The organism is Streptomyces sp. NPDC004266 (assembly GCF_042874095.1).
GTDB lineage: Bacteria > Actinomycetota > Actinomycetes > Streptomycetales > Streptomycetaceae > Streptomyces.
In genome coordinates this window covers 190237-215452 of the sequence record NZ_JBIAMM010000016.1, presented here as the reverse complement: position 1 = coordinate 215452, position 25216 = coordinate 190237, and the positions used below count along the sequence as shown (strand labels likewise).

The window sequence follows — 25216 nt, the reverse complement described above, 5'->3', positions numbered from 1 at the left end:
CCGTCGCACCGCACCGGTGCGACGGGCCCTCCGTCGTTCCTCACCGCCTGAGCCGCGCCCAGGGGGTGAAGGTGAAGACCGCGCCGCCGACCAGGACGATCGTGCCCGCGACGAGGGCGAGGGCGCGCAGGGCGCCGTCGTTCTCGGCACCGGTGTGGGCGAGGTTCCCGCCGTCGGAGCCGCCGGAGCCGGAGCCCGAGGCGGTGCCCGTGTCCGTCCCGCCGTCGGAGCCGCCGGAGGCGCCGCCGGCCTGCTTGCTCGTGTCCAGCTCCAGGGAGGCCTGCACGGCGCCCTTGACCTGGCAGGGGATGACGATCGGCGAGCCGCCGAGCGAGACGCTGATGGTGAGCGTGCCCGGGCTGAGAGTGGACTTGCCCGTCGCCCCCGGGGTGTAGGTGCCCTTCATGTCGGGCAGGTCGACCGGCTTGCCCGCTTCGAGGGGGGCCGCGTTGGCGGGGCCGGTGACCTTCACCGTTCCGCTGTCGGCCCCGCCGAGCTTGACCGCCATGGACGGCTTGAGGGCGCCCGCGGGCAGGGCCGCCGGGCTGTCCATGACGCCCTTGGCGGTCTTGACCGTGAGGTCGTAGCCGTTGCCGTTCTTCCTGGCGTCGATCGTCACCTTGGAGTTGATCGCGGCCGGGCCGGGGCTCTGGCAGGCGAAGGCGACGGTGACCTCCTTGCCGGGGAAGTCGGTCTGCCCGCCGGAGCCGCCGCCGGTTCCTCCGGTGGAGCTCGTCGCGGCCCCGCCGGTGTTGTTCGAGCCGCCGCCGGTGGAGCTCGTACCGCCGGAGGCGGTGGAACCGCCGGCCGTGGAACTCGTACCGCCGGAGTCGGAGGAGCCGCCCGAGGTCGTCGTGGTGCCGCCCGAGGTGGTCGAACCGCCCGACGTGGTGCCGCCCGACGTGGTGCCGCCCGACGTGGTGCCGCCCGACGTCGTCGAACCGCCCGAGGACGTCGTCCCCCCTCCCCCGTCCGTGACCTTGATCGTCGCGCCGACCGGCACCGTCTCCTTCGGGGAGCACTTGGTGTCCGTCGACAGGGGCTTGGAGACGTTGATCGTGTACTTGCCGGGCGTCAGCGTGATCTCGCCCGCCTTCTCCAGCTTCAGCTTCCCCTTCATGTCGGGCAGGACCATCGGGGAGTTCTTGGGGATCGGCGGGTTCTGCCGCGGCCCCTCCATCGCGACGGTCCCGCTCCCCGCGCCGCCGACGGTGAGGACCCCGGTCGGCTTCACCGTGTCCTTGTCGAGGTCGAGCACGTCGGGGTTCTTCGAGGCGGCCTGGACCGTCTTCCAGACGATCTCGACCTCGTCGCCGACCTTGGCCTCCGCGGGCGCGGTGATCAGCACCTTCGTCGTGCCCTGCACGGGCGGAAGGCCCGAGATCGACGGCGGGATGCACTCCGTCGCGTAGCTCACCTCGGCGGCCTGGGCGGGGCCGGCGGCATACAGGATCCCCGCGCCGCCGAGCATCAGCGCGACTCCGGCCGCGCTCATCCTCCGTTGCGTACTCACACCTGTCCCTTCGTCGTCGGGCTGCTGCTCTCTGGCGCTGACGGTGCGGAGTCAGGGCTGAACCACGGCAGGGCCGCGGTCGTCTCCCCGTCCCCCGGTGCGGGGGCGGAAGCGGGTGTACGGGCCGGGGCGCGACGGCGTCCGCGCGGCCCCGTCCGGGTCCTGGGCCCCGAGGCCCGGCCGGCCCCGGAAGCGGGCCGCGCGCGGTCGACCACGGCCATGCCGATCCGGAACAGCGCGGCGGGCACCACGACGGCGAGGAGCACCCAGAAGAGGGTCACGCCCCAGGGCCTGCCGACGCCCCACGGCTGCTCGACGAGGACCTTGCCCGCGTACTTCACGGAGACCTGGTAGTCGCCGTGCGCGCCGGCGGCGAGCTCGGCGGGGAGGCGGATCAGGGCCTTCTGGCCCGGCTCGACGGTGCCGCGCCACTGGCGTTCCTCGTACTGCGGGGCGAAGACGCCGTGGCCGGTGCCGACCTGGAAGACCGGGTCCTTGACGGGGGCCGTCCCGAGGTTGCCGACGGTGAACACGACCTCGCGGCGCGGGGGCGCCCCGAACCAGACGAGGAGTCCGCTGGAGCCGTCGAGCCGGACGGCGGCGAGGACGGCGAGGCGGCCGTCGCCGGAGGCCTCGGGGAGCGGGGCCGTGGGGTGGCCGGCGACCGTGAACTCCTTGTCGACGGCCTCCTGTTGTCCGGTGACCCCGGCCACGTGCACCACGCAGGGGCAGGGCTTGGGCGGTTCGGCGACGGGGAGCTTCGCGCTGAACGCGCCCCTCGCGTCGACGGTGGCGGCCCGGCCCTCGGAGTTGGCGCAGGAGTTGGTGCCGCCGATGACGCCCGTGCCGGGGGTGCCCTGGCCGCAGATCAGGAGCATGAGCAGCGCGCCGGGCTTCCAGCCGCTGCCGCTGACGGTGATCTCGCCGCCCTTGCCGCCCTCGGTCTTCGAGAGCTCGACCACCGGTCCCGGGGCCGCCGTCGCCGCGGGGGCGGTGGGCAGCAGGACGAGGGCGAGGGCGGTGAGGAGGGCGGCGGCCGTACGGATCGTCCTCATGCCGCCTCCGGCGCCGACGGGGTACGGGACGTTCCGCGCCGCCGTGCCGCGTACCCGGCTCCGGCCGCCGCCGCGAGGAGCAGTCCGGCCGCCGCGGTCAGGGCGGGGCCCGAGGCGAAGGCGGCCCCGGCGCGGGCGGTGGCGGGGGCGGCGCCCGGTGCGGTGGCCGTCAGCCGGACGGTGACGGAGTCGAGGGCGGGCGGGTCGGGCCAGGAGTCGGTGCGGGTGGCCCGCTCGCCGGGGCGCAGGGTGAGCGGCAGGGGGCGGTCCGGCCGGTCGAGGACGGTGCCGAGGAGGCCCTCGGCGCGGACCGCGAGGCGCGGGGCGAGGAGCGTGGTGCCGCGGTTGACCAGGGTGTAGCGGAGGTCTCCGGTGGCCCCGTCGAGGTGGACGTCCTCGACGGTGAGCGCGGCGAGGTGCGGTCCGCTGACCCGTAGCCGCAGGTCGACGCGGACCTCCCGGCCGGCGGCCGAGGCCCGGACGGTGCCGCGGTGCTCGCCGGGCGGGGTGTCCGCGGTGACGGTCACGGCGAAGGGCACGTCGGCCCGGGTCCTGGCGGGCACGCGCACGGTCCGCGCGGCGAAGGAGACGGGGGCGCCCTGGCCGGTGAGGCGGACGGTGAGGGGGGCGGTGCCGGGGTTGGTGACCGACAGGGTGTCCTGGAGGACGCTGCCGGCCGGGCCCTCCAGGTAGGCGTACGGCCGTCCGGCGGCGGGCCCCGCCGTCCACTCCCCGGCGCCGGGGGGCGCCGCCGCGACCACGCCGAGGAGGGCGGCCGTGGCGGCCACGAGCCCGGAGCGGGCCGCCGCGCGGCCTGCGGAGGGTGCGGCGGTGCGGCGCCCGGAGAGGTCCGCCGTACGCCGTCCTGGGCGTGCCGCCGTGCGGCGCCCGGAGAGGTCCGCCGTACGCCGGCCGAAGGGCTCCGCCGCCCGCCGTCCGGAGCGGTCCGCCGTGCGCATCAGCGTGCCGTGCGCCGCGTGAGCCAGAGGACTCCGGCGGCGCCGGTCAGCAGGACGGTGCCGCCGAGGGTGCCGAGCGCCGGGGCGGAGTCCAGCGGGCCGGTCTTGGGGAGCTGTTCGTCGGAGCCGTCGTCGTCGGCGGGCGGCGGCGTGTCGGAGCCCCCGGACACCCCCGTGACCTGGAGTTCCAGCGACGGCTTCGGGTTGTTCTTCGGTGTGCAGACGGCCGCGTCCATGCCGAGGGCGTGCACGGTGAGGACGCCCGCCGTGAAGGTGACCCTGCCGTTCTTCTTCGGGGTGAACGTGCCGGTCAGCGTGCCGATCTTGATCGGGGTGTCGGGCGGGACGGCCACCGTGTTCGGCGTCCCCGTGACCTTCACCCTGCCGCTCGCGTCCCCGCCGAGGACGAGCTCGGCGCGCGGCGTCATGACGCCCTTGGGGAGCTCGACCGGGCTGTCGGAGACCCCCTTCTCGAACGACATCGTGACCGTGTAGGCGCTGCCGTTCCTGACGGCCTTGATGTCGACGGGCGAGACGGCGCTCTTGGGCCCGATCTTCGTCTCGCAGGCGTAGTCGACGTCAACGACGGCCGCGTGGGCGGCCGGCGCTCCGGCCAGCACGGTCGCGCCCGCCACCGCGGCCGCCGCCGTGAGCGCGGCGGTCGTTCTCCTCCGGTTCGGCACCTTGGACACCCCGAGCACCCCTCACCGCAACGTAACTGACGGTCTTTCAGATCGGCCGTCAAGGTACGCCCGGGGCCTTGAGGAGGGAAGGCAGGGGAACGGGTGAACTTGTGAAAGTCCTAGGCGGGCGCGGCCAGTTCGGCCCAGACCGTCTTGCCGGGGGCTCCCGGGGTGCGGTCGATGCCCCAGTCCAGACAGAGCCGCTGCACGATGAACATGCCGTGTCCGCCCGGCCGCCCGGACCGGTGCGGGGTGCGCGGCGCGGGCTGTCCGGCGCCGCGGTCGGTGACTTCGAGGCGCAGCGTCCGGGGCGTCCGCAGGACGCGCAGCCGCTCGGGGCCCTCGGCGTGCAGGCAGGCGTTGGTGACGAGCTCCGAGACGACGAGCAGGACGTCCTCGGCGGCGGCCCTGCGGTCGGCGGTGGCGGCCGGCAGCCAGCCCCACTCGTAGAGGGCCGTCCGCGTGAAGTCACGCGCGAGCGGCACGGTGCCGCTGGTCTCGCCGAGGGCGAGCGTACGGACGTCGGAAGCTTGGTCCATCAACGCTTCACCTCACCTATCGACGGGACGGAGGAGTGGGAATGTACGGGCGCCACGGAGCGTGGCCGAGCGAGGGCGCGGAGGGGCGGCCTCACTCCGGAAGGGCTGTGGCGAGCGTCTCGTGGACGGTGAAGACGGCGTCCGCACCCGTGATGTGGAACACCCGGGCCACCGCGGGCGGCATCGCCACCAGATGGACGCCGCCGCCGGCGGCGTCCGCCCTCAGCCGGGCGCCGAGCAGCACGTTGAGCCCGGTCGAGTCGCAGAACTCCAGGCCCGAGCAGTCGACGACGAGTCGTGCGCTGCCCTCGTCGAGGGCGTCGTCGAGGGGTGTGCGCAGCAGATCGGCGGTGTGGTGATCGAGCTCACCGACGGGCGTGAGGAGCGTGCTCCCCGCCACGTCCCGGACCTCGACCCGCAGTCGCGCGGGCGGCGCGCTGCCGATGTGCTGGCGGTCCATGGCCGTGCCTCTTTCGCTCTCGCGGATGCCGACTGACGTGCCTCGAACCCTACAAGCGGCACGCCCCTCAATGCACACGAGGTACCTCACATATCAGAACGAAACGGATTATTGCCACTTGCAACCATCGGGGTCGACCCGGTAGGGCTAGAAGGGAACGTCCGACCCGGCCGGCTTTGGAGGCGCCGCAAACCGCAGCGAGAAGCACCAGAAGGAGACCCATGTCACCCCGGCTCGACGCCCCGCGTACCCCCGACGCGCCGTCGGCAGCACTTCCCCAGCACCCCGTCCCCCCTGTCGTCGATCTGCCCGACCGACTGCTCGACACGCCGCTCGACCGGATCGGCCCGGTCGACGCCCGCGCCCTGTCGAAGCAGCTCTTCGCCCGGCTCTCCGAGCTGGAGGAGGGCACCCACGCGTACGCGTATGTCCGCAACACCCTCGTCGAACTCAATCTCGCCCTCGTCAGGTTCGCCGCCGCCCGGTTCGGCACCCGCAGCGAACCCATGGAGGACATCGTCCAGGTCGGCACCATCGGCCTCATCAAGGCGATCGACCGCTTCGAACTGACCCGTGGCGTCGAGTTCCCGACCTTCGCGATGCCGACGATCATCGGCGAGATCAAGCGCTTCTTCCGCGACACCTCGTGGTCCGTGCACGTGCCCCGCAGGCTCCAGGAGCTCCGGCTCGACCTCGCCAGGGCCGGTGACGCGCTCGCCCAGCGCCTCGACCGCGCCCCGACCGTCGCCGAACTCGCCGAGGAGCTCGGCATCGAGCGGCAGGAGGTCGTCGAGGGCCTGGCCGCCAGCAACGCCTACACCGCGGCCTCGCTCGACGCACAGCCCGACGAGGAGGACGGCGCCGGCGGCGAGGCCGCGCTCGCCGACCGGCTCGGCTACGAGGACCACGGCCTCACCGGCATCGAGTACATCGCCTCCCTCAAGCCGATGATCGCGTCGCTGCCCACCCGCGAGCGGCAGATCCTCTCCCTCCGCTTCGTCTCCGGCCTCACCCAGTCGGAGATCGGCGCGGAACTCGGCATCTCGCAGATGCACGTGTCCCGGCTGCTCTCCCGCACCCTCGGCCGGCTGCGGCGCGGGCTGACGCTGGAGGAGTGAGCTCCACCGGCACCACCGAACCTCCGAGACGGCCGTGGAAAGGGCCCGTTCACGGTCCGAGGACCCTGGACGGGCCCTTCGCCGTCGCCGGACGAGGGCCGAGGGGCGGCGGAGCCGCCGGTGGGGCCCCCGCGGCCGGGAAGGCCCGACCTGACGGAATCGAGGTGCACGCCCCACGGGGCCGCCGCTACGGTTCAGGACCCCGACCCCGCGCACGGAGAGCGAACAGCCATGACCACCCGCCCCCGCCCGACGACCACCCTGTGGCGCCCCACCGGCCCCGTCGAGCTGGAGCTCGTGCGGGAGTCGGGATGGCGCGCCTGGCCGCCGCGGCTGCCGGAGCAGCCGATCTTCTACCCGGTCCTCGACGAGGAGTACGCGGTGATGATCGCCCGCGACTGGAACGTGAAGCACGACGGCGCCGGCTACGTCACCCGCTTCGAGGTCGACACGGAGTTCCTCCGCAGGTACCCGGTCCGGCAGGCGGGCGGCCGGACGATCCTGGAGCTGTGGGTCCCGGCGGAGGAGCTGGACGAGTTCAACGCGCACGTCGTGGGCGAGATCGAGGTCGTCCACCGGTTCAGCTGACGGGGTTCAGTCGCCGAGGGCCAGTCGGAGGCCGAAGGCCGTGATGACCGTGCCCGTGAGGCGGTCGAGGGTGCGGCGGGCCGTGGGGCGGCGGAGCCAGGCGGAGAGGAGGCGGGCTCCGGCGATCAGGACGGCGGACCAGAGGAGCCCGAGGAGGATGTGCTCCGTGGTGAGGAGGAGGCCCATCGCCAGGTGGTCCGTGTCCACCGGGAGGAACTGCGGGAGCACCGCCACGTAGAAGGCGCCCACCTTCGGGTTGAGCAGGTTCGTGAGGGTGCCCTGGCGCCAGCCCGCCGTGAAGGTGTCCGGGGTGGCCCGTTCCCGGACCGCCTCCCGCACGGCGTGCCCGCCGAACGTCTTCCTCAGCATCTGGACGCCCATCCACACCAGGTACGCCGCGCCCGCCCAGCGCAGCGCCTCGTACGCCAGGTGGGAGGCCGTGAGGAGCGCGGTCACGCCCAGGGAGGTGAGCGCGCCCCAGGCCAGGACGCCCGTCTGGATGCCGAGGACGACGCCCCAGGCCCGCGCGCGGTGACCGAGGGCCGCCGTGCGCAGGACGAGGGCGGTGTCGAGGCCCGGGGTGAGGGTCAGGAGACCCACGACCAGGGCGAAGGACCAGAGGGCGGTGGCGGTCGTCATGGCACCCGAGGGTAGGCCCCCGTTCAGACCGTCCGCGCGCCCTTCCGCCAGACCTCCGCGACCAGCGGCACGCCCGGACGGTAGGCCAGGTGGACGTGGGACGGGGCGTCGAGGACGACGAGGTCCGCGCGGGCGCCGACGCCCAGCCTGCCGACGTCGGTGCGGCGCAGGGCCGCCGCGCCGCCGGCGGTGGCGGACCAGATCGCCTCGTCCGGCGTCATCAGCATGTCCCGGACCGCGAGGGCGATGCAGAAGGGCATCGAGGACGTGAAGGACGATCCGGGATTGCAGTCCGTGGACAGGGCGACCGTGACGCCCACGTCGAGGAGGCGGCGGGCGTCCGGCCACTCGGCGCGGGTGGAGAACTCGGCGCCGGGGAGCAGGGTCGCGACCGTGTCGCCCTGGGCGAGGGCGTCGATGTCGGCGCTCGTCAGATGCGTGCAGTGGTCGGCGCTCGCCGCGTCCAGCTCGACCGCGAGCTGCACGCCGGGGCCGTACGAGAGCTGGTTGGCGTGGACGCGCGCCTGCAGGCCCTTCGCCTGGCCGGCCTTGAGGATCGCGCGGGCCTGGTCGCCGTCGAAGGCGCCCTTCTCGCAGAAGACGTCCACCCAGCGGGCGTACGGGGCGCAGGCGTCCAGCATCTCGCCGGTCACCAGCTTCACGTACCCGGCCGGGTCGTCGGCGTAGTCCGGCGACACGATGTGCGCGCCGAGGTAGGTGACCTCGTCGGTGTGCTCGGCGGCGATGCGCAGGGCGCGGGCCTCGTCCTCGACGGTCAGGCCGTAGCCCGACTTGGTCTCGAAGGTGGTGGTGCCCTGGCGCAGGGCCTCCCACATGTGCTTGGCCACGTTCGCCGAGAGTTCGGCGTCGCTCGCCGCGCGGGTCGCCGCGACCGTCGTGCGGATGCCGCCGGCCTTGTAGGGCTGGCCGGACATGCGGGCGTTGAACTCCGCCGTGCGGTCGCCCGCGAAGACGAGGTGCGAGTGGGAGTCGACGAAGCCGGGGATGACGGCGCGGCCGGCCGCGTCGACGGCCTGGTCGGCGGCCGGGGCCGCCGTCGCCGGACCCACCCAGGAGACCTTTTCGTCCTCCAGGACGAGGGCCGCGTTCCGGACCAGGCCGAGGGGGCCTTCGCCGAGGGCGGGGTCGTTCGTCACCAGGCTGCCGATGTTCGTGATCAGCGTCGTCGTCATGTTGCTCTCCGGTGGGGGCGGGCGGTTCGGGTGCGGGCCGGTGGGCCGGTGGTGTCCAGCCGTTCCGCCCCGCGGAACGCATGCCCACCACCGGCCGGCGCGCCTAGTTCCTGAGCGTGGCGATCGCCGAGGCCAGGGCCTCGCCCACGTTCGGTACGGCGACGTGCGTGCCGTCCTGGACGATCGTCCGGCCGCCCACCACCACGTGGTGCACGTCCGCCGCCGTCGCCGCGAAGACCGCCGTCTCCGCCGCCAGGCGCGGGACCGGGCCCGCGGTGCGGACCGAGTCCAGGGTGATCGTGGTGAAGTCGGCCAGGGCACCGGACTCCAGGACGCCCGCGTCGGCCCAGCCGAGGGCCGCGTGGCCGTCGGCGGTGGCGGCGCGCAGCAGCGCGGCGGCCGTCCAGTGGCCGCGGGTGCGGGTGCGGAGGCGTTCGTCCAGTTCCATCGCGCGCGCCTCCTCCAGGAGGTCGATCACCGCGTGGCTGTCGCTGCCGAGGGAGAGCGGCGAGCCGGCGCGCTGGAGGGCGACCGCCGGTCCGATGCCGTCGGCGAGGTCCCGTTCGGTGGTCGGGCACATGCAGGTGCCGGTGGCGGACCCGCCGATGAGCGCGATGTCCTCGTCCGTCATGTGCGTGTTGTGGACGCCCGTGGTCCGCGCGCCGAGGACGCCGTGCTCCGCGAGGAGCCGCGTCGGCGTCATGCCGTGGGCCGCGAGGCAGGCCTCGTTCTCGGCGGTCTGCTCCGAGAGGTGGACGTGGAGCGGGGCCTGCCGGTCCCGCGCCCACTGCGCCACCGTCGACAGCTGGTCCGCCGGGACCGCCCGTACGGAGTGGATCGCGGCGCCGATGCGTACGCCGTCCCGGTCCTTGAGGGCCGAGACCCGCTCGGCCCACTTCTCCGCCGTGCCGTCCGTGAAGCGGAGCTGGTGCCGCTCGGGGGCGGCGCCGAAGCCGGAGGAGAGGTAGGCGGTGTCGAGGAGGGTGATGCGGATGCCCGCCTCGGCGGCGGCGGCGATGAGCGCCTCGCCCATCGCGTTGGGGTCGGCGTACGGGGTGCCGCCGGGCGCGTGGTGCAGGTAGTGGAACTCGCCGACGGAGGTGATGCCCGCGAGCGCCATCTCCGCGTACACGGCGCGGGCGAGCGCGAAGTAGCTGTCGGGCGTGAGTCGCTGGGCGACCGTGTACATGACCTCGCGCCAGGTCCAGAAGGTGCCGGAGCCGACCTGGACGGTGCCGCGCAGGGCGCGGTGGAAGGCGTGCGAGTGGGCGTTGGCCAGTCCGGGGATGGTGAGGCCGCGCAGGACGACGGCGCCCGGCGGGGGCGTCTCCACTCCCGTGCGGACCGCGTCGATCCGGCCGCCCGGGCCGACCTCCAGGGCCACGCCCGGCTCGACGTTCGTGTCGAGCCAGGCGTGTTCCAGCCAGTACGTCGTCAGCGGCACGCCAGCTCCTCCAGTACGTCGGCGAGTGCGATGACCCCGGCCACGCAGTCGTCCTCGGCCGCGAACTCGGCAGGGGAGTGCGAGACGCCGGTGGGGTTCCGTACGAACAGCATGGCGGTCGGGATCGATTCGGACAGGATGCCCGCGTCGTGTCCCGCGCCCGTGCCGAGGACCGGCACCTTGCCCGAGGCGCCCAGGATCCGGGAGAGCTCGTCGCGCAGGGCGTGCGAGAACTCCACGACGGGGGTGTACGACTCCTGGACGACGGCGAGGTCGATGCCGTGGCGGTCGGCGTACTCCCGGGCCGCCGCCTCGACGCCCGCGACGACCTTGTCGAGGGAGCCCTGGTCGGCGGCGCGGGCGTCGAGCCAGCCGCGGACCATCGACGGGATGGCGTTGACGCCGTTCGGCTCGACCGCGATCTTGCCGAAGGTGGCGACGGCGCCCGCGAGTCCGGCCTCGCGGCGGGCGGCGAGGACGGTCTCGGCGTAGGTGAGCATCGGGTCGCGGCGGTCGACGAGCCGGGTGGTGCCGGCGTGGTTGGCCTCGCCCGCGAAGTCGTACCGCCAGCGGCCGTGCGGCCAGATGGAGGAGGCGATGCCGACGGCGTCCCCGGACAGGTCCAGGGCGCGGCCCTGCTCGACGTGGAGCTCGACGAAGGCGCCGACGCGGGCCAGCCGCTCGGGGTCGGGGCCGATCCCCGAGGGGTCGTACCCGGCCGCCTCCATGGCCTGCGGGAGGCTGATCCCGTCGGCGTCGCGGAGCTCGTACGCCTGCTCCTTCGTCAGCCGGCCGGCGGTGAGGCGGGAGCCGACGCAGGCGAGGCCGAAGCGGGCTCCTTCCTCGTCGCCGAAGTTGACGATGGCGAGGGGCCGCTTGAACGAGGCGCCGCGGGCACGGAGCTCGTCGAGGGCGGCGAAGGCGGACACGACGCCGAGGGGGCCGTCGAAGGCGCCGCCGTCGGGGACGGAGTCCAGGTGGGAGCCGGTCACGACGGCGTCGCCGGCCGTCGGGTCGCCGAGCCAGGCCCACTGGTTGCCGTTGCGGTCGGTCTCGACGTCCAGACGGCGGGCCTCGGCCTGCATCCGGAACCAGAGCCGGCAGTCGGCGTCGGCCTCGGTCCAGGCATAGCGGCGGTAGCCACCGGAGGCGGCGCTGCGGCCGATGGGCCGCAGCGACCGCCACATGGCGTGGAAGCTGTCGCTCACGCGGAGGCCTCGTCCTCGGAGCCCTCGCGCATCGGGACGCGGACGCCCTTCTCGTCGGCGACGCGCTCGGCGATGTCGTAGCCGGCGTCGACGTGGCGGATGACGCCCATGCCGGGGTCGTTCGTCAGGACGCGGCGGATCTTCTCGCCCGCGAGCTTGGTGCCGTCGGCGACCGAGACCTGGCCGGCGTGGATGGAGCGGCCCATGCCGACGCCGCCGCCGTGGTGGATGGAGACCCAGGACGCGCCGGAGGCGACGTTGACCATGGCGTTGAGCAGCGGCCAGTCGGCGATGGCGTCGGAGCCGTCGAGCATGGCCTCGGTCTCGCGGTACGGGGAGGCGACGGAGCCGCAGTCGAGGTGGTCGCGGCCGATCGCGAGGGGCGCGGCGAGGGTGCCGTCGGCGACCATGTCGTTGAACATGGAGCCCGCCTTGTCGCGCTCGCCCTGGCCGAGCCAGCAGATGCGGGCGGGCAGGCCCTGGAAGTGGACGCGCTCGCCGGCCATCTTGATCCAGCGGTGCAGGGACTCGTTCTCCGGGAAGAGGTCGAGGATCGCCTTGTCCGTCTTGTGGATGTCCGAGGCCTCGCCGGAGAGGGCGGCCCAGCGGAACGGGCCCTTGCCCTCGCAGAACAGCGGGCGGATGTAGGCGGGGACGAAGCCGGGGAAGGCGAAGGCGCGGTCGTAGCCGGCCAGCTGGGCCTCGCCGCGGATCGAGTTGCCGTAGTCGAAGACCTCGGCGCCGGCGTCCATGAAGCCGACCATGGCCTCGACGTGCTTGGCCATCGACTCGCGGGAGCGCTGGGTGAAGCCGGCCGGGTCCTTGGCGGCGGCGTCGGCCATGTCCTCGAAGGCGACGCCGACGGGGAGGTACGAGAGGGGGTCGTGGGCCGAGGTCTGGTCGGTCACGATGTCGATCGGGGCGCCCTCGGCGAGCATCTGCGGGAGCAGCTCGGCGGCGTTGCCGAGGAGGCCGATGGAGAGCGGGCGGCGGGCGTCGCGGGCCTCGGTGGCGAGCTGGAGGGCGTGGGCCAGGTTGTCGGCCCTGACGTCCAGGTAGCGGTGCTCGATGCGGCGCTCGATGGCGCGCGGGTCGCAGTCGACGCAGATGGCGACGCCGTCGTTCATCGTCACGGCGAGGGGCTGGGCGCCGCCCATGCCGCCGAGGCCGGCGGTGAGGGTGATCGTCCCGGCGAGGGTGCCGCCGAACTTCTTCGCGGCGACGGCGGCGAAGGTCTCGTAGGTGCCCTGGAGGATGCCCTGGGTGCCGATGTAGATCCAGGATCCGGCGGTCATCTGGCCGTACATGGTGAGGCCGAGGTGCTCCAGGCGGCGGAACTCCTCCCAGTTGGCCCAGTCGCCGACCAGGTTGGAGTTGGCGAGGAGGACGCGGGGGGCCCACTCGTGGGTCTGCATGACGCCGACGGGGCGGCCGGACTGGACGAGCATCGTCTCGTCCTGCTTGAGGGTGCGCAGGGTGCGGACCATGGCGTCGAAGGAGCGCCAGTCGCGGGCGGCCTTGCCGGTGCCGCCGTAGACGACGAGCTTGTCGGGGTGCTCGGCGACCTCGGGGTCGAGGTTGTTCTGGAGCATCCGGAGGGCGGCTTCCTGCTGCCATCCCAGGGCGCTCAGTTCCGTACCGCGGGCTGCTCGCACGGGGCGGGGTCCTGACATGGGGGTGCCTCCTCGGAATGTCGTTCAGATATTCACATCTTGGCCCGCTGAATAGTTGTAGTCAACAGGGCGCTCCGGCCGGACGATGGACGAGGATGGGCCGCATGGCCTCCTACCGCCGTGATCTCGCCGTCCGAGCCTCCGTCGAACAAGGACTCCTCTCCCCCGCCGAACCGGTCGTCGCCCTCCTCGACACCGCCGGCATCCGCGCCTCCGCCGCCGCCCTGACCAGCGCCTTCGCCGCCGTCACCGACGCACCCGTGCTGCACGCCTTCGCCGTGAAGGCCGCCCCGCTCGTCCCCGTCCTGCGCCTGCTCCACGAGGCGGGGCTGGGCGTCGAGGTCGCGAGCCCCGGCGAGCTGGCCCTCGCCCGCGCGGCCGGCGTCCCGCCCGCGCACACCGTCCTCGACTCCCCCGCCAAGACCCCGGCCGAGCTCCGCCAGGCCCTCGCGCTCGGGATCGCCGTCAACGCCGACAACCTCCAGGAGCTGACCCGCCTCGACGCGCTCGTCGCCTCCGCCCCCACCGCCTCACCGCTCGGCCTCCGGGTGAACCCGCAGGTCGGAGCCGGTTCCATCGACGCGCTCTCGACCGCGACCGCCACCTCCAAGTTCGGCGTGGCGCTCCGCGACGAGGGCGCCCGCGGGACCGTCGTCCGGGCCTTCCTGGACCGGCCCTGGCTGACCCGGCTGCACACCCACACCGGCTCCCAGGGCATCCCGCTCGCCCTCATGGCCCAGGGCGTCGGGGAGGCGTACGCGCTCGCCGAGGAGATCAACCGGGCGGCCGGCCGGCAGCAGATCGACACCCTCGACATCGGCGGCGGGCTTCCGGTGAACTTCGCCTCCGACGAGGAGACGCCGACGTACGCGGAGTACGCCCGGCTGCTCGCCGACACCGTCCCCGGCCTCCTCGACGGCCGCTACCGGCTCGTCACCGAGTTCGGGCGCTCCCTGCTCGCCAAGCACGGCACCGTCCTCGCCCGGGTGGAGTACACGAAGACCTCCGGGGGCCGACCGATCGCCGTCACCCACGCGGGCGTGCAGCTGGCCGCCCGCACGGTCTACGCCCCCGGCTCCTGGCCGCTGCGCGTCCTCGCGTACGACTCCGAGGGCCGGCCCCGCACCGGGGACGTCACCGTCCAGGACGTGGCGGGCCCCGCCTGCTTCGCCGGGGACCTGCTCGCCACGGGGCGCTCGCTGCCGCTGCTGCACCCGGGCGACGTCGTGGCGGTCCCGGACACCGGCGCGTACTACTTCGCCCACCACTACGCGTACAACAGCCTGCCCCGGCCCGGGATCCACGGCTTCACGGTCGAGGACGACGGAGCGGTGAGGTTCACGACCGTGCGCAGGGCCCAGACGCTCGACGAGATCGTCGCCGAGGCGGGCGGGGAACGGGCGGACGCGCTGGTCCGGCAGCCCGTCGGGTAGGACCCGCCCGGCATCGCCCACGCCGTGGGCGCGTACGGCCGGCCCCCACCCCCTCGGATCAATTCGAGTCAGACACGGGCATGTTCCGATGGAAAATGCCAGAACCCCTCCCTGCGGCCGGAACGTTCAGTAGCGTCACCGTCACTGCCGCACGTCCGCACGCCGCATCGGGAGGGGAATTCCGCGTGCCCGGAATCGACGAGTGCCTGCTGGAGGCCATGACCCTGCCGGGAGCCCGGGGCGCCTCCCTGGTCGACTGGACCAGCGGGCTCGCGCTCGGCACGGCGGGCGACTCACCGGTCGGCGACCACGAGACGACGGCCGCCGAGACCGCCGAACTCGCCCGGTCCGCAGCCGAGTTCGACTCCTTCACGGCGACGGAGGACGACGCCGGGGCGGGCCCGCCCGTCGAGGACCTGATCGTCACCACCCGCGCCGGCTACCACGTCCTCCGCTTCGTCGAGACCTCCTTCGACAGCAGCGTCTTCCTCCACCTCTGGCTCGACCGCGACTCCGGCAACCTCGCCCTCGCCCGGCTCCGGCTCCGCGACCTCGCCGAGAGACTGGTCCTCGGATGAGCAGGACGGCCGTCTCCCCGATGCTGGTCCGGCTCGCCGCCGAGAAGGCCACCGGCGCCCTGCTGCGCGACCACGGCACGCTCTACCTCGTCGACGGCCGGATCGTGCACGCCGAGTCGCCCGCCGCCCCCGGCGTCGACGTCCTCCTCACCACCGGCGGCCGGCTGCCCCGCGAGGGCTGGGACGAGGCCGTCGACCGGGCCGGGGCGCACCGCGCGGTCGGCCGCTTCCTCGTCGACAGCGGCCGGCTGCACGACGGCGAGCTGGAGATCTGCCACCTCGGCGCCGTCTTCGACGCGGCCTTCTTCGCCCTCTCCCCCACCAGCGGACCGACCCGCTTCCGGTACGGGGTGGGGCACTGGTTCGGGACGGTGCGGCCGGTCTCCGCCGAGGCCGTCGAGCGCGAGACCGTCCGCCGCCGCGAACTCCTCGACGCCGTCTGGCCGTACGCCGCGGTGGACACCGCCCCGGTCGTGCCGCGCCCGGCCTCCCCCGGCCAGACCGTGGGGGCCCGGCAGCGCGCGCTGCTCGCCGCCGCCGACGGACGGCGGACCCCGGCGGAGCTGGCCCGGCTGCTCGGCCGGCCCGCCTTCCACACGCTGCTCGACGTACGGCGCCTGGCCGCGGCCGGCCTCGTCGGGACACCGCTCGCCCCCGACCCCGTACCGCCGCCGCAGGTGCCCTTACCGGCCCTGCCGGTGGCCGATCCCGACATCGCCCTGCTGCGCCGGCTCCGTGACGCCCTGGAGGCACATCTGTGATGAGGCGTGCCCTGCGCATGCGCGCCGAGAGGAGACAGCTCATGACGGCAGAAGCCGAGGTCCTCGGCGAGCTCAGACGGCTGCGGGCGCGGCTGCCCCAGCTCACCGGAGCCCTGGCGGCCAGCGCCGACGGCCTCGTCCTCGCCCACGACACGGTGGACGGCGAGGCGGAGACCATGGCCGCGCTGACCGCGGCGGCGCTGGGTGTCGGGCAGCGGCTGACCGACACCACCGGCCAGGGCCGCTTCCGCGAGCTGCTCGTGCGCGGCGAGAACGGCTACGTGGCGACGTACGCGGCGGGCGGCTCGGCCGTCCTGACGCTGCTCGCCGAACCCCGGATCAACGTGGGGCGGCTCCACCTGGAGGCCCGCAGGTCCAGCGCCCGGATAGGGGAGCTCGTCGACGGCGCGCTGGAACGCAGAGACCTGAACTGAGAAGACCTGAACCGAACCGTCCGAACAGCACCGAGAAGGAAGAAGTACGACACCATGGCGAACACCGAGACCTCCCTCAAGGAAGCCGTCGCGATCGAAGGCGCGATCGGCGCGGCCCTCGTCGACTACACCAGCGGCATGGCGCTCGGCACGATCGGCGGCGGCAAGGACCTCGACCTGAACATGGCCGCGGCGGGCAACACCGACGTCGTCCGGGCCAAGGTCCGGACGATGGAGATGCTGGGGCTCCAGGAGGACATCGAGGACATCCTGATCACCCTCAACAGTCAGTACCACCTGATCCGGCTGCTCAAGGGGCGCGGCGCCGGCGGCCTCTTCCTCTACCTGGCGCTCGACAAGAACCGCGCGAACCTGGCGATGGCCCGCCACCAGCTGAAGAAGATCGAGGCCGAGCTGGACGTCTGATCCGGGGCGGCGCCCCGGGGCCTACTCGACGAACAGGCCCCGGGCCGCCGCCTTCGTGTCGAACTCCTCCAGGCGCGCCTGCGCGTCGGGGAGTTCGTCCGCCATGGCCTCCAGGAGGACCCGGCCGAGCAGCATCGGCGCGCAGGCGGTGTCGAAGGCGAGTCCGGTGCCGACGGCGGCGGGGATCAGCAGGTCGCTGTGGGCGGCGACGGGCGCGAACGCCGACTCGGCGACGGTCACGACCGTGAGCCCGGCCTTCCGCGCGTACTCCAGGGCCTCGACGACCTCCCGGGGGTGCCGGGGCAGCGCGAAGCAGAGCAGGGCCGTGGCCCCGGCCCGTACGGCCGCGTCGACGCGGTCCGTGAGCATCGAGCCGCCCTCGTCGAGGAGCCGGACGTCCGGGTGCACCTTGGCGGCGAAGTAGGCGAAGCCCCGCGCCTGCGAGGAGGCGGCCCGCAGTCCGAGCACGGGGAGCGGGCGGGAGCCGGCGAGGAGCCGGCCGGCCCGCTCGACGGGGGCGGGGTCGGCGAGGAGTCCGGCGAGGTGCTGGAGGTTCTCGATCTCGGCGAGGACGGCCTGCTGGTACTCGTTGAGGCCGGAGGCCTCCTCGGCGGCCGCGGGCATGCTCTCCCGCAGGTGCTTGCGCAGCGCCGGGTAGCCGTCGAAGCCGAGGGCGACGGCGAAGCGGGTGACGGAGGGCTGGCTGACGCCGGCGAGCTCGGCGAGCTCGACGCTGGACAGGAACGGCACGTCGCCGGCGCGCCGCACCATGCAGTGCGCGATCCGCCGCTGCGTGGGTGTCAGCCGGTGCCCCTCGAAGAGCGCCTGCAGCCGGCCGGCCGGGCTGTCGCTCATGCCGCCCCCTTTCGCCTATTCATCTCTGAACTTCCTGCATAAGGATATGCACATCGGGCGCCGGGCGGCAGGGGTGTCCGCCGGGACGTGCCGGGGGGCGGCCCTCACGGCCGGCGCACCGGGCCCGCCGGCCGGAGGGGGCGGCGACACGCGAACGGGCCCCCGCGAGCGGGGGCCCGTTCACAGGGCGGGATGGCGCGGGGACCGCCGCACCCCCGTGACCGGGGGGCGGGACGACGGCGGTCCCCGCGGGGACGCGGGTCCGGGTCAGGGCCGGTCTCCGCGTCCGCGGCGTCTGGCAGAAACCCGGGAGCCGCTCCGGAAGTCCGTGACGCCGACGACCACCAATGTGCCCGACTCGTGTTAAGCCGGTGCTGCGGCCACGTGTCGCCCTCGTACCGTTTGCACGAACTGCCGACGTGCTACTTCGTGCCGCCGTTGGCCAGGAAGGCCAGCAGGTCCTGACGGCTCACCACGCCCGTCGGCTTGCCCTCGACCAGCACGATCGCCGCGTCGGCGGCCTCGCCGAGGACGGACATCAGGTCGGCGACCGGCTCGCCCGAGCCGACCTGCGGCAGCGGCGCGCTCATGTGCTGCTCCAGCGGGTCCTCCAGGGAGGCCTTCTTGGTGAAGAGGTGGTCGAGGAGCTCGCGCTCGACGACCGAGCCGACGACCTCGGCCGCCATGACGTCGGGGTGGCCGGCGCCGGGCTTCACGATGGGCATCTGGGAGACGCCGTACTCGCGCAGCACCTCGATGGCCTGGCCGACGGTCTCGTCCGGGTGCATGTGGACGAGGGACGGCATGCCGCCCTCCTTGTGGCGCAGGACGTCGGCGACAGTGGCGGTGGAGGTGTCCTCCAGGAAGCCGTGGCCGGCCATCCACTCGTCGCTGAAGATCTTCGACATGTAGCCGCGGCCCGAGTCCGGCAGCAGCACGACGACGACGTCGTCGGGACCGAGCTCCCTGGCGACCTCCAGGGCCGCGACGACCGCCATGCCGCAGGAGCCGCCGACGAGGAGGCCCTCCTCCTTGGCGAGGCGGCGGGTCATCTGGAAGGAGTCCTTGTCGGACACCGCGACGATCCGGTCCGTGACGTTCCGGTCGTACGCGGTCGGCCAGAAGTCCTCGCCGACGCCCTCGACCAGGTACGGACGGCCGGAACCGCCCGAGTAGACCGAGCCCTCCGGGTCCGCGCCGACGACCTTCACCTTCCCGCCGCTGACCTCCTTGAGGTAGTTGCCGGTGCCGGAGATCGTGCCGCCGGTGCCGACGCCCGCGACGAAGTGGGTGATCTTGCCGTCCGTCTGCTCCCAGAGCTCGGGACCGGTGGTCTCGTAGTGCGAGCGCGGGTTGTTCGGGTTCGAGTACTGGTCGGGCTTCCAGGCGCCCGGCGTCTCACGGACCAGCCGGTCCGAGACGTTGTAGTACGAGTCGGGGTGCTCGGGGTCGACGGCCGTGGGGCAGACCACGACCTCGGCGCCGTAGGCCCGCAGCACGTTGATCTTGTCGAGCGACACCTTGTCGGGGCAGACGAAGATGCACTTGTAGCCCTTCTGCTGGGCCACGATCGCCAGGCCGACGCCGGTGTTGCCGGACGTGGGCTCGACGATGGTGCCGCCGGGCTTGAGCTCACCGCTCTGCTCCGCCGCCTCGATCATGCGCAGGGCGATCCGGTCCTTGACCGAGCCTCCGGGGTTGAAGTACTCGACCTTGGCCAGAACGGTCGCCTGAATGCCCGCTGTGACGTTGTTGAGCTTCACCAGCGGGGTGTTGCCGACGAGGCTGATCATCGAGTCGTGGAATTGCACCGTAATCTCCGGGGTCTCCGTAATGGTGTGGCCAGCGTATGCGTAGTCGGAGCGGGTTACGGGGCACTTAGACCCTGAACGGCTTGAAGGAGGTGACGGCCCCCATGTCGAGGGCGAGGGTGGCGCGACGGATCGCGGCGGGTGCGGCGTACGGCGGCGGGAGCATCGGGCTGATCGGTGTCGCGGCGGTGGGGATCCTCCTGGCCGAGGCGCAGCTGGCCAAGCGCACGGTCTACGGCGCCCCGGCACCGCTGCCGCCGGTGGCGGACGGGCTCTACGGCCGCGCCTTCGGCACGGAGGACCCGCTGCGGCTGGCCCTTCTGGGTGATTCCACGGCGGCGGGCCAGGGCGTCCGCCGCTCGGGTCAGACACCGGGCGCGCTCCTCGCCTCCGGACTCGCGGCCGTGGCCGAGCGGCCGGTGGTCCTGCGGAACGTGGCGCTCTCGGGGGCGCGCTCGGACGACCTGGAGCGCCAGGTGTCCCTGCTCCTCGCGCAGCCGCTCGGGCCGCCGGACGTGTGCGTGATCATGATCGGCGCGAACGACGTCACGCACCGCCTGCCGCCCACGGAGTCCGTGCGGTTACTCGCCTCGGCCGTGCGCCGGCTGCGGACGGCGGGCGCGGAGGTGGTGGTCGGGACCTGCCCGGATCTGGGCACGATCGAGCCCGTCTACCAGCCGCTGCGCTGGCTGGCCCGGCGGGCGTCGCGGCAGCTGGCGGCGGCGCAGACGATCGTGGTCGTGGAGCAGGGGGGCCGCACCGTGTCGCTCGGCGACCTCCTCGGACCCGAGTTCGCGGCGAACCCGCGCGAGATGTTCGGGATCGACAGCTTCCACCCCTCGGCCGAGGGGTACGCGACGGCGGCGATGGCCGTCCTGCCGACGCTCTGCGCCGCGCTGGGCGTCTGGCCGGAAGCGGACCGGCTGCAGCCGGAGCGGCGGGAGAACATGCTGCCGGTGGCGAAGGCCGCGGCGGAGGCGGTACGGGAGGCGGGGACGGAGGTCACGGGGGCGCGTGCGCCGTGGGCCCTCCTGAAGCACCGCCGCCGGCGCCGCCTCCCGGTCCCCCCGGAGCCCTCCCCGGAGGACGCCCAGACGTGACCCCGTCGTGGGGCGCCCCGCGGGGAGGCCCCACGACTGAGCGCTCGCTTAGAAAAGAGGTCCGCGTCACACCGTCCAAGCGGTGACCCGTGCGGTACGTACGGGTAACTTCCCTTTCAGCCCGCTCACTCCGCACCCTCATGGAGCCGTGATGCCCGAAGCCGTGATCGTCTCGACCGCCCGCTCGCCCATCGGCCGGGCCTTCAAGGGCTCCCTCAAGGACCTGCGGCCGGACGACCTCACCGCGACCATCGTCCAGGCCGCCCTGGCGAAGGTGCCGGAGCTGGACCCGCGCGACATCGACGACCTGATGCTCGGCTGCGGCCTCCCCGGCGGCGAGCAGGGCAACAACCTGGGCCGGATCGTCGCCGTGCAGATGGGCATGGACCACCTGCCGGGCTGCACGATCACCCGTTACTGCTCCTCCTCGCTGCAGACCTCCCGCATGGCGCTGCACGCGATCAAGGCGGGCGAGGGCGACGTCTTCATCTCGGCCGGCGTCGAGATGGTGTCCCGCTTCGTGAAGGGCAACTCGGACTCGCTGCCGGACACGCACAACCCGCTCTTCGCCGACGCGGAGGCCCGCACGAAGGCCGTCGCGGAGTCCGAGGGCTCCACCTGGCACGACCCGCGCGAGGACGGCCTCGTCCCGGACGCGTACATCGCGATGGGCCAGACCGCGGAGAACCTGGCCCGCTGGAAGGGCATCAGCCGCCAGGAGATGGACGAGTTCGGCGTGCGGTCGCAGAACCTCGCCGAGCAGGCCATCAAGAACGGCTTCTGGGAGCGCGAGATCACCCCGGTGACGCTGCCGGACGGCACGGTCGTCTCCGCGGACGACGGCCCGCGCGCGGGCGTCACGCTGGAGGGCGTGCAGGGCCTCAAGCCGGTCTTCCGCCCCGACGGCCTGGTCACCGCCGGCAACTGCTGCCCGCTGAACGACGGCGCCGCCGCGCTCGTGATCATGTCCGACACCAAGGCCCGCGAGCTCGGCCTGACCCCGCTGGCCCGGATCGTCTCCACCGGCGTCTCCGGCCTCTCCCCCGAGATCATGGGCCTCGGCCCGGTCGAGGCCTCGAAGCAGGCCCTCAAGCGCGCCGGCCTGACGATCGGCGACATCGACCTCGCCGAGATCAACGAGGCCTTCGCCGCCCAGGTCATCCCGTCCTACCAGGACCTGGGCCTGGACCTGGACAAGGTGAACGTCAACGGCGGCGCCATCGCCGTCGGCCACCCCTTCGGCATGACCGGCGCCCGCATCACCGGCACGCTGATCAACAGCCTCCAGTTCCACGACAAGCAGTTCGGCCTGGAGACCATGTGCGTCGGCGGCGGCCAGGGCATGGCCATGGTCATCGAGCGACTGAGCTGAGCCGTAGCGGAGGGTAGGGGTCGCCTGAGGAACGAAGGCGGCACCTGCCCGCAGCGGTGGCGAAGCTCGGTGCGACCGAGGAACCGTGCGACTGAGCTGAGCCGTAGCGGAGGGTAGGGGTCGCCTGAGGAACGAAGGCGGCACCTGCCCGCAGCGGTGGCGAAGCTCGGTGCGACCAAGGAACCGTGCGACTGAGCTGAGCCGTGGCGGAGGGTAGGGGTCGCCTGAGGAACGAAGGCGGCACCTGCCCGCAGCGGTGGCGAAGCTCGGTGCGACCAAGGAACCGAGCGACTGAGCTGAGCCGTGGCGGTCTGAGCCAACCGACGGCCGGGCGGGTCAACCGTGTCGCGTCCGAGCCGTGACCGAATCTCCCCCAGGATGTGACCTACATCCCGGGGGAGTTCGTTTTCCCAGGTCAGAGCAGTTTCGGGACTAAACGCCTGGCAGAAATACCTGTCCAATTCGTGACGTAATGCACTGACAGCGGGCACCACCCCGGGACAAGCTGATGTAGGAAGTCGGGGGATCGACTCGGAATCGGGAGTACGTCAGTGAGCGCCATGTCTCTTGCCCTGCTGCTGACCACGGCCGCTGCCACGGCCGTGGGCGCTGCTGCCCTGCACGCCGTCCACGGTCTCCGCAAGGAGGTCACCGCCCTCCGGGGCGAGCTGGCCGCCGGTCACGGCGGGACGGTCCCGGCCGCCCGCACCTCGCCCGCCGCCGAGATACGGGCCGCGGTCGCCGAGGCGCTGGCCGAGGAGCGCGAGCGCGAGCTCGCGGAGGCACGCGCCTTCTGGGCCGCGCAGGAGGCCCGTGACGCGGCCGACGCCCCGTCCCTGCTGGGCGGCCTGGGCGGCCCGGCCGACGACGGCACCTTCTTCGTGCCGCGCCAGACCGACTTCGTGGGCCTGGAGGCGATGGCCCTGGAGGCCATGGAGGCGGAGGCCGCCTCGCTGGACGGCCCCGAGGCGCTGGACTCCCTCGACGAGTACCCCGAGGACTCGGCGGAGCTGGCCGCGGCCCGCCGCCGGCACCCCTCGCACCCGGACTTCGTGCCGGTGCAGACGCCCGTGGTGACCGACCACGAGCGGACGGTGGCCCGCCTGGAGGAGCTCGCGGACACCCGCACCGCGCTCACCGACGTCCGCCCGGGTCCGCTCGGCACCCTCGACGTGTACGTCTTCGCGGACGGCACCACGCTCTGCATGACCCCCGGCCACCGCGAGACCGCGGAGCGCCTCGCCGAGGCCCTGCGCGCGGGCCGCACCCCGGTGCTGCTCGGCGGCTCGGGCGTCTCGGGCGCCTTCGCCCTGACCTTCTCGTACGGCGACACGGACGAGGAGAACGTCTACATCCTCGCGGACCGCGTGATCGCCTCCCTGTAGGGCCCGCAGCCCCCTGGGGGACCCGGGGGCCCCGCAGGGCCCGCAGGGCGGCCCCCGGAGGCCTCCTACAGCCCCGCGCGCTCCATCGCCTCCCGTACCAGCCTCACGGCCTCGTCCAGCTCTCCCTCGCGGGAGCCGGCCGGGGCCGTTCGCAGCACCTCGGCCAGATCGTTCCCGGCGACGGCGAGTTGGTCGCCCACCACGAACAGGCCCGCGTCCGGCATGATCCTCGGCTCCCGGGCAGGGTCCTCGGCGCGCTGGGCGCGCACCGCCAACTCGCGGGCGAGGGCCAGCCCCTCGGCCGCCGCGCCGTTCCGGAGGCGGCTCTGCGGGGCGGACCGCAGCCGGTCGGCGAACCGTTCGACGGCGGCGGTCAGTTCACTCGTATCGTGCACCCCGCGACCCTACGCGGCCGCCCGGGCCCCCTGCCAACGGGTCACTTCACGTGCCGGCCGAGGAAGCCGCGGACGAGTCCGGCGATCTCCTCGCCGTGCGTCTCCAGGGCGAAGTGCCCGGCGTCCAGGAGGTGGATCTCGGCATCGGGCAGGTCCCGGGCGAAGGCCTCCGCCCCGGCCGGCCCGAAGATCTCGTCGCCGCGCCCCCAGACCGCGAGCAGCGGCGGCCGGTGGGTGCGGAAGTACTCCTGGAAGGCCGGGTAGCCGTCCAGGTTGAACTGGTAGTCCCAGAAGAGCTGGAGCTGGATCTCCTTGTTGCCGGGCCGGTCGAGGCCGGCCTGGTCCAGGGTCCAGGTCTCGGGGGAGATCCGGTCGAGCCGGTCGGCGGGCACGCCGTGGGTGTACTGCCAGCGGGTGGCCCCGGCGGTCAGCAGTTCCCGTACGTCGGCCTCGTGCGCCGCCCGGTCCCGGGCATGGGCGAAGAGCACGTCCCAGAAGGGCGTGAACCCCTCCGTGTAGGCGTTGCCGCTCTGGCTGACGATCGCGGTGACGCGCTCGGGGTGGCGGGAGGCGATCCGCAGGCCGATCGGCGCGCCGTAGTCCTGGACGTAGAGCGCGAACCTCTCCACGCCCAGGCGGTCGAGGAGTCCGAGGGTGATCTCGGTGAGCTTCTCGAAGCTGTACGGGAAGTCCTCGACGGCCGGGGCGGCGGAGGCGCCGAAGCCGATGTGGTCCGGGGCGATCAGGTGGTACTCGTCGGCGAGGTCGGCGATGAGCCCCCGGTACATGTGCGAGCTGGACGGGAAGCCGTGCAGCAGGACGAGGGTGGGGTTCGCCGGGTCGCCGGCCTCCCGGTAGAAGACGTCGAGCCCGTCGACGGTGGCGGTGCGGGCGCGCAGGGCGAAGGCGGACATGGGTGTCTCCCCGTGGTCTTTCCCGAACGAGAGAACGGTCGTTCTCCCGATGCCCTGTAGACTACGAGAACGATGGTTCTCCACGCAAGGGGTGATCGGACGATGGACGCCGAGACGGCCGAGCTGAAGCTGCTCGACACCGCGGAACGGCTCTTCGACGAGCGGGGGGTGCAGGCCGTCGGCATGGACGCCCTCCGCACCGCCTCGGGGGTCTCGCTGAAGCGGCTCTACCAGGTCTTCCCCTCCAAGGACCTGCTCGTCGAGGCCGTCCTGCGGCGCCGCGACGAGGCCGTGCGGACAGCGCTCGCCGAGCACGGCGCGCGGACCGCGGAGGGGCCGTGCGGGCGGGCGCTCGCGGTCTTCGACTGGCTGGCCGGCTGGTTCGCGGAGCCCGGCTTCCGCGGCTGCGCGTTCATCAACGCCTTCGGGGAGCTCGGCGGGGTCACCCCGGCGGTCGCCGCGATCGCCCGCGACCACAAGGAGGCCCTGCGGGCGTACTTCGCCGAGCAGACGGACGCCCTCGGCGCCCCGCCCGTCCTCGCCGACCAGCTGGCCCTGCTCGCCAACGGCGCCATGGCCGTCGCGGGCATCACCGGCTCCCCGGAACCGGCCGCCCAGGCGAAGGCGGCGGCCCGCGTCCTCCTCGACGCGGCCCGCCCCTGAGGACGCGGAAGGGCCCG

Annotated in this window: 26 protein-coding genes; 11 read left to right on the top strand and 15 right to left on the bottom strand. The window is 73.5% G+C overall.

Translation table 11 applies throughout. From position 1 onward, the window contains the following. Positions 1–40 precede the first annotated feature (40 nt). The 6 genes from ACFYUZ_RS32095 to ACFYUZ_RS32070 all read right to left on the bottom strand — a co-directional run bounded on the left by ACFYUZ_RS32095 (position 41) and on the right by ACFYUZ_RS32070 (position 5209). Entirely contained in the window at positions 41–1495 is a 1455-nt protein-coding gene (locus ACFYUZ_RS32095) for a hypothetical protein (RefSeq protein WP_389315164.1), read from the bottom strand. 14 nt (positions 1496–1509) lie between these two features. Next, on the bottom strand, positions 1510–2568 hold the full coding sequence (locus ACFYUZ_RS32090) for a hypothetical protein (protein WP_389315162.1): 1059 nt from the start codon (positions 2566–2568) through the stop codon (positions 1510–1512). Beyond that, positions 2565–3527, bottom strand: coding sequence for a hypothetical protein (locus tag ACFYUZ_RS32085; protein ID WP_389315161.1), 963 nt, complete (start codon positions 3525–3527; stop codon positions 2565–2567). The genes ACFYUZ_RS32090 and ACFYUZ_RS32085 overlap by 4 nt, the downstream gene beginning before the upstream one ends. Continuing rightward, on the bottom strand, positions 3527–4210 hold the full coding sequence (locus ACFYUZ_RS32080) for a peptidase (protein WP_389315193.1): 684 nt from the start codon (positions 4208–4210) through the stop codon (positions 3527–3529). The genes ACFYUZ_RS32085 and ACFYUZ_RS32080 overlap by 1 nt, the downstream gene beginning before the upstream one ends. 119 nt (positions 4211–4329) lie before the next feature. Next, the gene (locus ACFYUZ_RS32075) at positions 4330–4749 is read right to left on the bottom strand and encodes an ATP-binding protein (protein ID WP_389315159.1); all 420 of its coding nucleotides are present in this window, start codon (positions 4747–4749) and stop codon (positions 4330–4332) included. 91 nt (positions 4750–4840) lie between these two features. Beyond that, entirely contained in the window at positions 4841–5209 is a 369-nt protein-coding gene (locus ACFYUZ_RS32070; RefSeq protein ID WP_389315157.1) for an STAS domain-containing protein, read from the bottom strand. 221 nt (positions 5210–5430) lie between these two features. On the opposite strand from ACFYUZ_RS32070, the gene ACFYUZ_RS32065 reads away from it, so the two are divergent. After that, positions 5431–6327: an RNA polymerase sigma factor SigF gene (locus ACFYUZ_RS32065; protein WP_389315155.1), complete on the top strand. Its 897-nt coding sequence runs from the start codon at positions 5431–5433 to the stop codon at positions 6325–6327. A gap of 231 nt (positions 6328–6558) precedes the next feature. Beyond that, entirely contained in the window at positions 6559–6915 is a 357-nt protein-coding gene (locus tag ACFYUZ_RS32060) for a hypothetical protein (protein WP_389315153.1), read from the top strand. A 6-nt stretch (positions 6916–6921) separates the two neighbouring features. Here the strand turns inward: ACFYUZ_RS32060 and ACFYUZ_RS32055 are convergent, their stop codons facing one another. From ACFYUZ_RS32055 to hutU, 5 genes are all read right to left on the bottom strand, one after another. Then, positions 6922–7554, bottom strand: coding sequence for a LysE family translocator (locus tag ACFYUZ_RS32055; RefSeq protein WP_389315152.1), 633 nt, complete (start codon positions 7552–7554; stop codon positions 6922–6924). Between the two features lie 23 nt (positions 7555–7577). Further along, positions 7578–8747 carry an imidazolonepropionase gene (gene hutI, locus ACFYUZ_RS32050; RefSeq protein ID WP_389315150.1) on the bottom strand — a complete coding sequence of 390 codons (1170 nt, stop codon included), beginning with the start codon at positions 8745–8747 and terminating at the stop codon, positions 7578–7580. 103 nt (positions 8748–8850) lie between these two features. Continuing rightward, a complete protein-coding gene (locus tag ACFYUZ_RS32045; protein ID WP_389315148.1) occupies positions 8851–10191 on the bottom strand; it encodes a formimidoylglutamate deiminase in 1341 nt (446 codons plus the stop codon). Next, a complete protein-coding gene (locus ACFYUZ_RS32040; protein ID WP_389315192.1) occupies positions 10182–11378 on the bottom strand; it encodes an allantoate amidohydrolase in 1197 nt (398 codons plus the stop codon). Before ACFYUZ_RS32040 ends, ACFYUZ_RS32045 begins: the two co-directional genes overlap by 10 nt. 17 nt (positions 11379–11395) lie before the next feature. Beyond that, positions 11396–13072, bottom strand: coding sequence for a urocanate hydratase (gene hutU / locus ACFYUZ_RS32035; RefSeq protein WP_389315146.1), 1677 nt, complete (start codon positions 13070–13072; stop codon positions 11396–11398). A 95-nt stretch (positions 13073–13167) separates the two neighbouring features. Between hutU and ACFYUZ_RS32030 the strand changes: the two genes are divergently transcribed. The 5 genes from ACFYUZ_RS32030 to ACFYUZ_RS32010 all read left to right on the top strand — a co-directional run bounded on the left by ACFYUZ_RS32030 (position 13168) and on the right by ACFYUZ_RS32010 (position 16704). Continuing rightward, on the top strand, positions 13168–14505 hold the full coding sequence (locus ACFYUZ_RS32030; protein ID WP_389315144.1) for a diaminopimelate decarboxylase: 1338 nt from the start codon (positions 13168–13170) through the stop codon (positions 14503–14505). Between the two features lie 185 nt (positions 14506–14690). Beyond that, the gene (locus tag ACFYUZ_RS32025; protein ID WP_389315142.1) at positions 14691–15083 is read left to right on the top strand and encodes a hypothetical protein; all 393 of its coding nucleotides are present in this window, start codon (positions 14691–14693) and stop codon (positions 15081–15083) included. Continuing rightward, entirely contained in the window at positions 15080–15844 is a 765-nt protein-coding gene (locus ACFYUZ_RS32020) for a transcriptional regulator (protein ID WP_389315141.1), read from the top strand. The genes ACFYUZ_RS32025 and ACFYUZ_RS32020 overlap by 4 nt, the downstream gene beginning before the upstream one ends. Positions 15845–15885: 41 nt before the next feature. Further along, positions 15886–16278, top strand: a complete 393-nt coding sequence (locus tag ACFYUZ_RS32015; RefSeq protein WP_389315139.1) for a roadblock/LC7 domain-containing protein — start codon at positions 15886–15888, stop codon at positions 16276–16278. 54 nt (positions 16279–16332) lie between these two features. After that, the gene (locus ACFYUZ_RS32010; RefSeq protein ID WP_389315137.1) at positions 16333–16704 is read left to right on the top strand and encodes a hypothetical protein; all 372 of its coding nucleotides are present in this window, start codon (positions 16333–16335) and stop codon (positions 16702–16704) included. A 21-nt stretch (positions 16705–16725) separates the two neighbouring features. Here ACFYUZ_RS32010 and ACFYUZ_RS32005 read toward each other — a convergent pair whose 3' ends face one another. Next, a complete protein-coding gene (locus tag ACFYUZ_RS32005) occupies positions 16726–17559 on the bottom strand; it encodes a MurR/RpiR family transcriptional regulator (protein WP_389315135.1) in 834 nt (277 codons plus the stop codon). 422 nt (positions 17560–17981) lie between these two features. After that, positions 17982–19370, bottom strand: coding sequence for a cystathionine beta-synthase (locus tag ACFYUZ_RS32000; RefSeq protein ID WP_389315133.1), 1389 nt, complete (start codon positions 19368–19370; stop codon positions 17982–17984). A gap of 104 nt (positions 19371–19474) precedes the next feature. Between ACFYUZ_RS32000 and ACFYUZ_RS31995 the strand changes: the two genes are divergently transcribed. The 3 genes from ACFYUZ_RS31995 (at position 19475) to ACFYUZ_RS31985 (ending at position 23227) form a co-directional block, all read left to right on the top strand. After that, entirely contained in the window at positions 19475–20470 is a 996-nt protein-coding gene (locus ACFYUZ_RS31995; protein WP_389315131.1) for an SGNH/GDSL hydrolase family protein, read from the top strand. Between the two features lie 151 nt (positions 20471–20621). Beyond that, positions 20622–21842 carry an acetyl-CoA C-acetyltransferase gene (locus ACFYUZ_RS31990; RefSeq protein ID WP_389315129.1) on the top strand — a complete coding sequence of 407 codons (1221 nt, stop codon included), beginning with the start codon at positions 20622–20624 and terminating at the stop codon, positions 21840–21842. A gap of 551 nt (positions 21843–22393) precedes the next feature. Then, complete coding sequence (locus ACFYUZ_RS31985; protein WP_389315128.1) at positions 22394–23227, top strand: hypothetical protein; 834 nt, start codon at positions 22394–22396, stop codon at positions 23225–23227. A 65-nt stretch (positions 23228–23292) separates the two neighbouring features. Here ACFYUZ_RS31985 and ACFYUZ_RS31980 read toward each other — a convergent pair whose 3' ends face one another. Next, positions 23293–23622: a hypothetical protein gene (locus ACFYUZ_RS31980; protein WP_389315126.1), complete on the bottom strand. Its 330-nt coding sequence runs from the start codon at positions 23620–23622 to the stop codon at positions 23293–23295. A gap of 41 nt (positions 23623–23663) precedes the next feature. Continuing rightward, positions 23664–24536, bottom strand: coding sequence for an alpha/beta fold hydrolase (locus ACFYUZ_RS31975; RefSeq protein WP_389315124.1), 873 nt, complete (start codon positions 24534–24536; stop codon positions 23664–23666). Between the two features lie 102 nt (positions 24537–24638). Here ACFYUZ_RS31975 and ACFYUZ_RS31970 point away from each other — a divergent pair, with 102 nt between their 5' ends. Next, on the top strand, positions 24639–25199 hold the full coding sequence (locus tag ACFYUZ_RS31970) for a TetR/AcrR family transcriptional regulator (RefSeq protein WP_389315122.1): 561 nt from the start codon (positions 24639–24641) through the stop codon (positions 25197–25199). The last annotated feature ends 17 nt before the right edge of the window (positions 25200–25216 follow it).

What these genes read in the sequence shown, in the direction of transcription:
- ACFYUZ_RS32095 (WP_389315164.1), bottom strand. Translation starts at nt 1,495, where the DNA reads ATGAGCGCGGCCGGAGTCGCGCTGATGCTCGGCGGCGCGGGGATCCTG.
- ACFYUZ_RS32090 (WP_389315162.1), bottom strand. Translation starts at nt 2,568, where the DNA reads ATGAGGACGATCCGTACGGCCGCCGCCCTCCTCACCGCCCTCGCCCTC.
- ACFYUZ_RS32085 (WP_389315161.1), bottom strand. Translation starts at nt 3,527, where the DNA reads ATGCGCACGGCGGACCGCTCCGGACGGCGGGCGGCGGAGCCCTTCGGC.
- ACFYUZ_RS32075 (WP_389315159.1), bottom strand. Translation starts at nt 4,749, where the DNA reads ATGGACCAAGCTTCCGACGTCCGTACGCTCGCCCTCGGCGAGACCAGC.
- ACFYUZ_RS32070 (WP_389315157.1), bottom strand. Translation starts at nt 5,209, where the DNA reads ATGGACCGCCAGCACATCGGCAGCGCGCCGCCCGCGCGACTGCGGGTC.
- ACFYUZ_RS32065 (WP_389315155.1), top strand. Translation starts at nt 5,431, where the DNA reads ATGTCACCCCGGCTCGACGCCCCGCGTACCCCCGACGCGCCGTCGGCA.
- ACFYUZ_RS32060 (WP_389315153.1), top strand. Translation starts at nt 6,559, where the DNA reads ATGACCACCCGCCCCCGCCCGACGACCACCCTGTGGCGCCCCACCGGC.
- ACFYUZ_RS32055 (WP_389315152.1), bottom strand. Translation starts at nt 7,554, where the DNA reads ATGACGACCGCCACCGCCCTCTGGTCCTTCGCCCTGGTCGTGGGTCTC.
- hutI (WP_389315150.1), bottom strand. Translation starts at nt 8,747, where the DNA reads ATGACGACGACGCTGATCACGAACATCGGCAGCCTGGTGACGAACGAC.
- ACFYUZ_RS32040 (WP_389315192.1), bottom strand. Translation starts at nt 11,378, where the DNA reads ATGTGGCGGTCGCTGCGGCCCATCGGCCGCAGCGCCGCCTCCGGTGGC.
- hutU (WP_389315146.1), bottom strand. Translation starts at nt 13,072, where the DNA reads ATGTCAGGACCCCGCCCCGTGCGAGCAGCCCGCGGTACGGAACTGAGC.
- ACFYUZ_RS32030 (WP_389315144.1), top strand. Translation starts at nt 13,168, where the DNA reads ATGGGCCGCATGGCCTCCTACCGCCGTGATCTCGCCGTCCGAGCCTCC.
- ACFYUZ_RS32020 (WP_389315141.1), top strand. Translation starts at nt 15,080, where the DNA reads ATGAGCAGGACGGCCGTCTCCCCGATGCTGGTCCGGCTCGCCGCCGAG.
- ACFYUZ_RS32015 (WP_389315139.1), top strand. Translation starts at nt 15,886, where the DNA reads ATGACGGCAGAAGCCGAGGTCCTCGGCGAGCTCAGACGGCTGCGGGCG.
- ACFYUZ_RS32010 (WP_389315137.1), top strand. Translation starts at nt 16,333, where the DNA reads ATGGCGAACACCGAGACCTCCCTCAAGGAAGCCGTCGCGATCGAAGGC.
- ACFYUZ_RS32005 (WP_389315135.1), bottom strand. Translation starts at nt 17,559, where the DNA reads ATGAGCGACAGCCCGGCCGGCCGGCTGCAGGCGCTCTTCGAGGGGCAC.
- ACFYUZ_RS31995 (WP_389315131.1), top strand. Translation starts at nt 19,475, where the DNA reads ATGTCGAGGGCGAGGGTGGCGCGACGGATCGCGGCGGGTGCGGCGTAC.
- ACFYUZ_RS31990 (WP_389315129.1), top strand. Translation starts at nt 20,622, where the DNA reads ATGCCCGAAGCCGTGATCGTCTCGACCGCCCGCTCGCCCATCGGCCGG.
- ACFYUZ_RS31975 (WP_389315124.1), bottom strand. Translation starts at nt 24,536, where the DNA reads ATGTCCGCCTTCGCCCTGCGCGCCCGCACCGCCACCGTCGACGGGCTC.
- ACFYUZ_RS31970 (WP_389315122.1), top strand. Translation starts at nt 24,639, where the DNA reads ATGGACGCCGAGACGGCCGAGCTGAAGCTGCTCGACACCGCGGAACGG.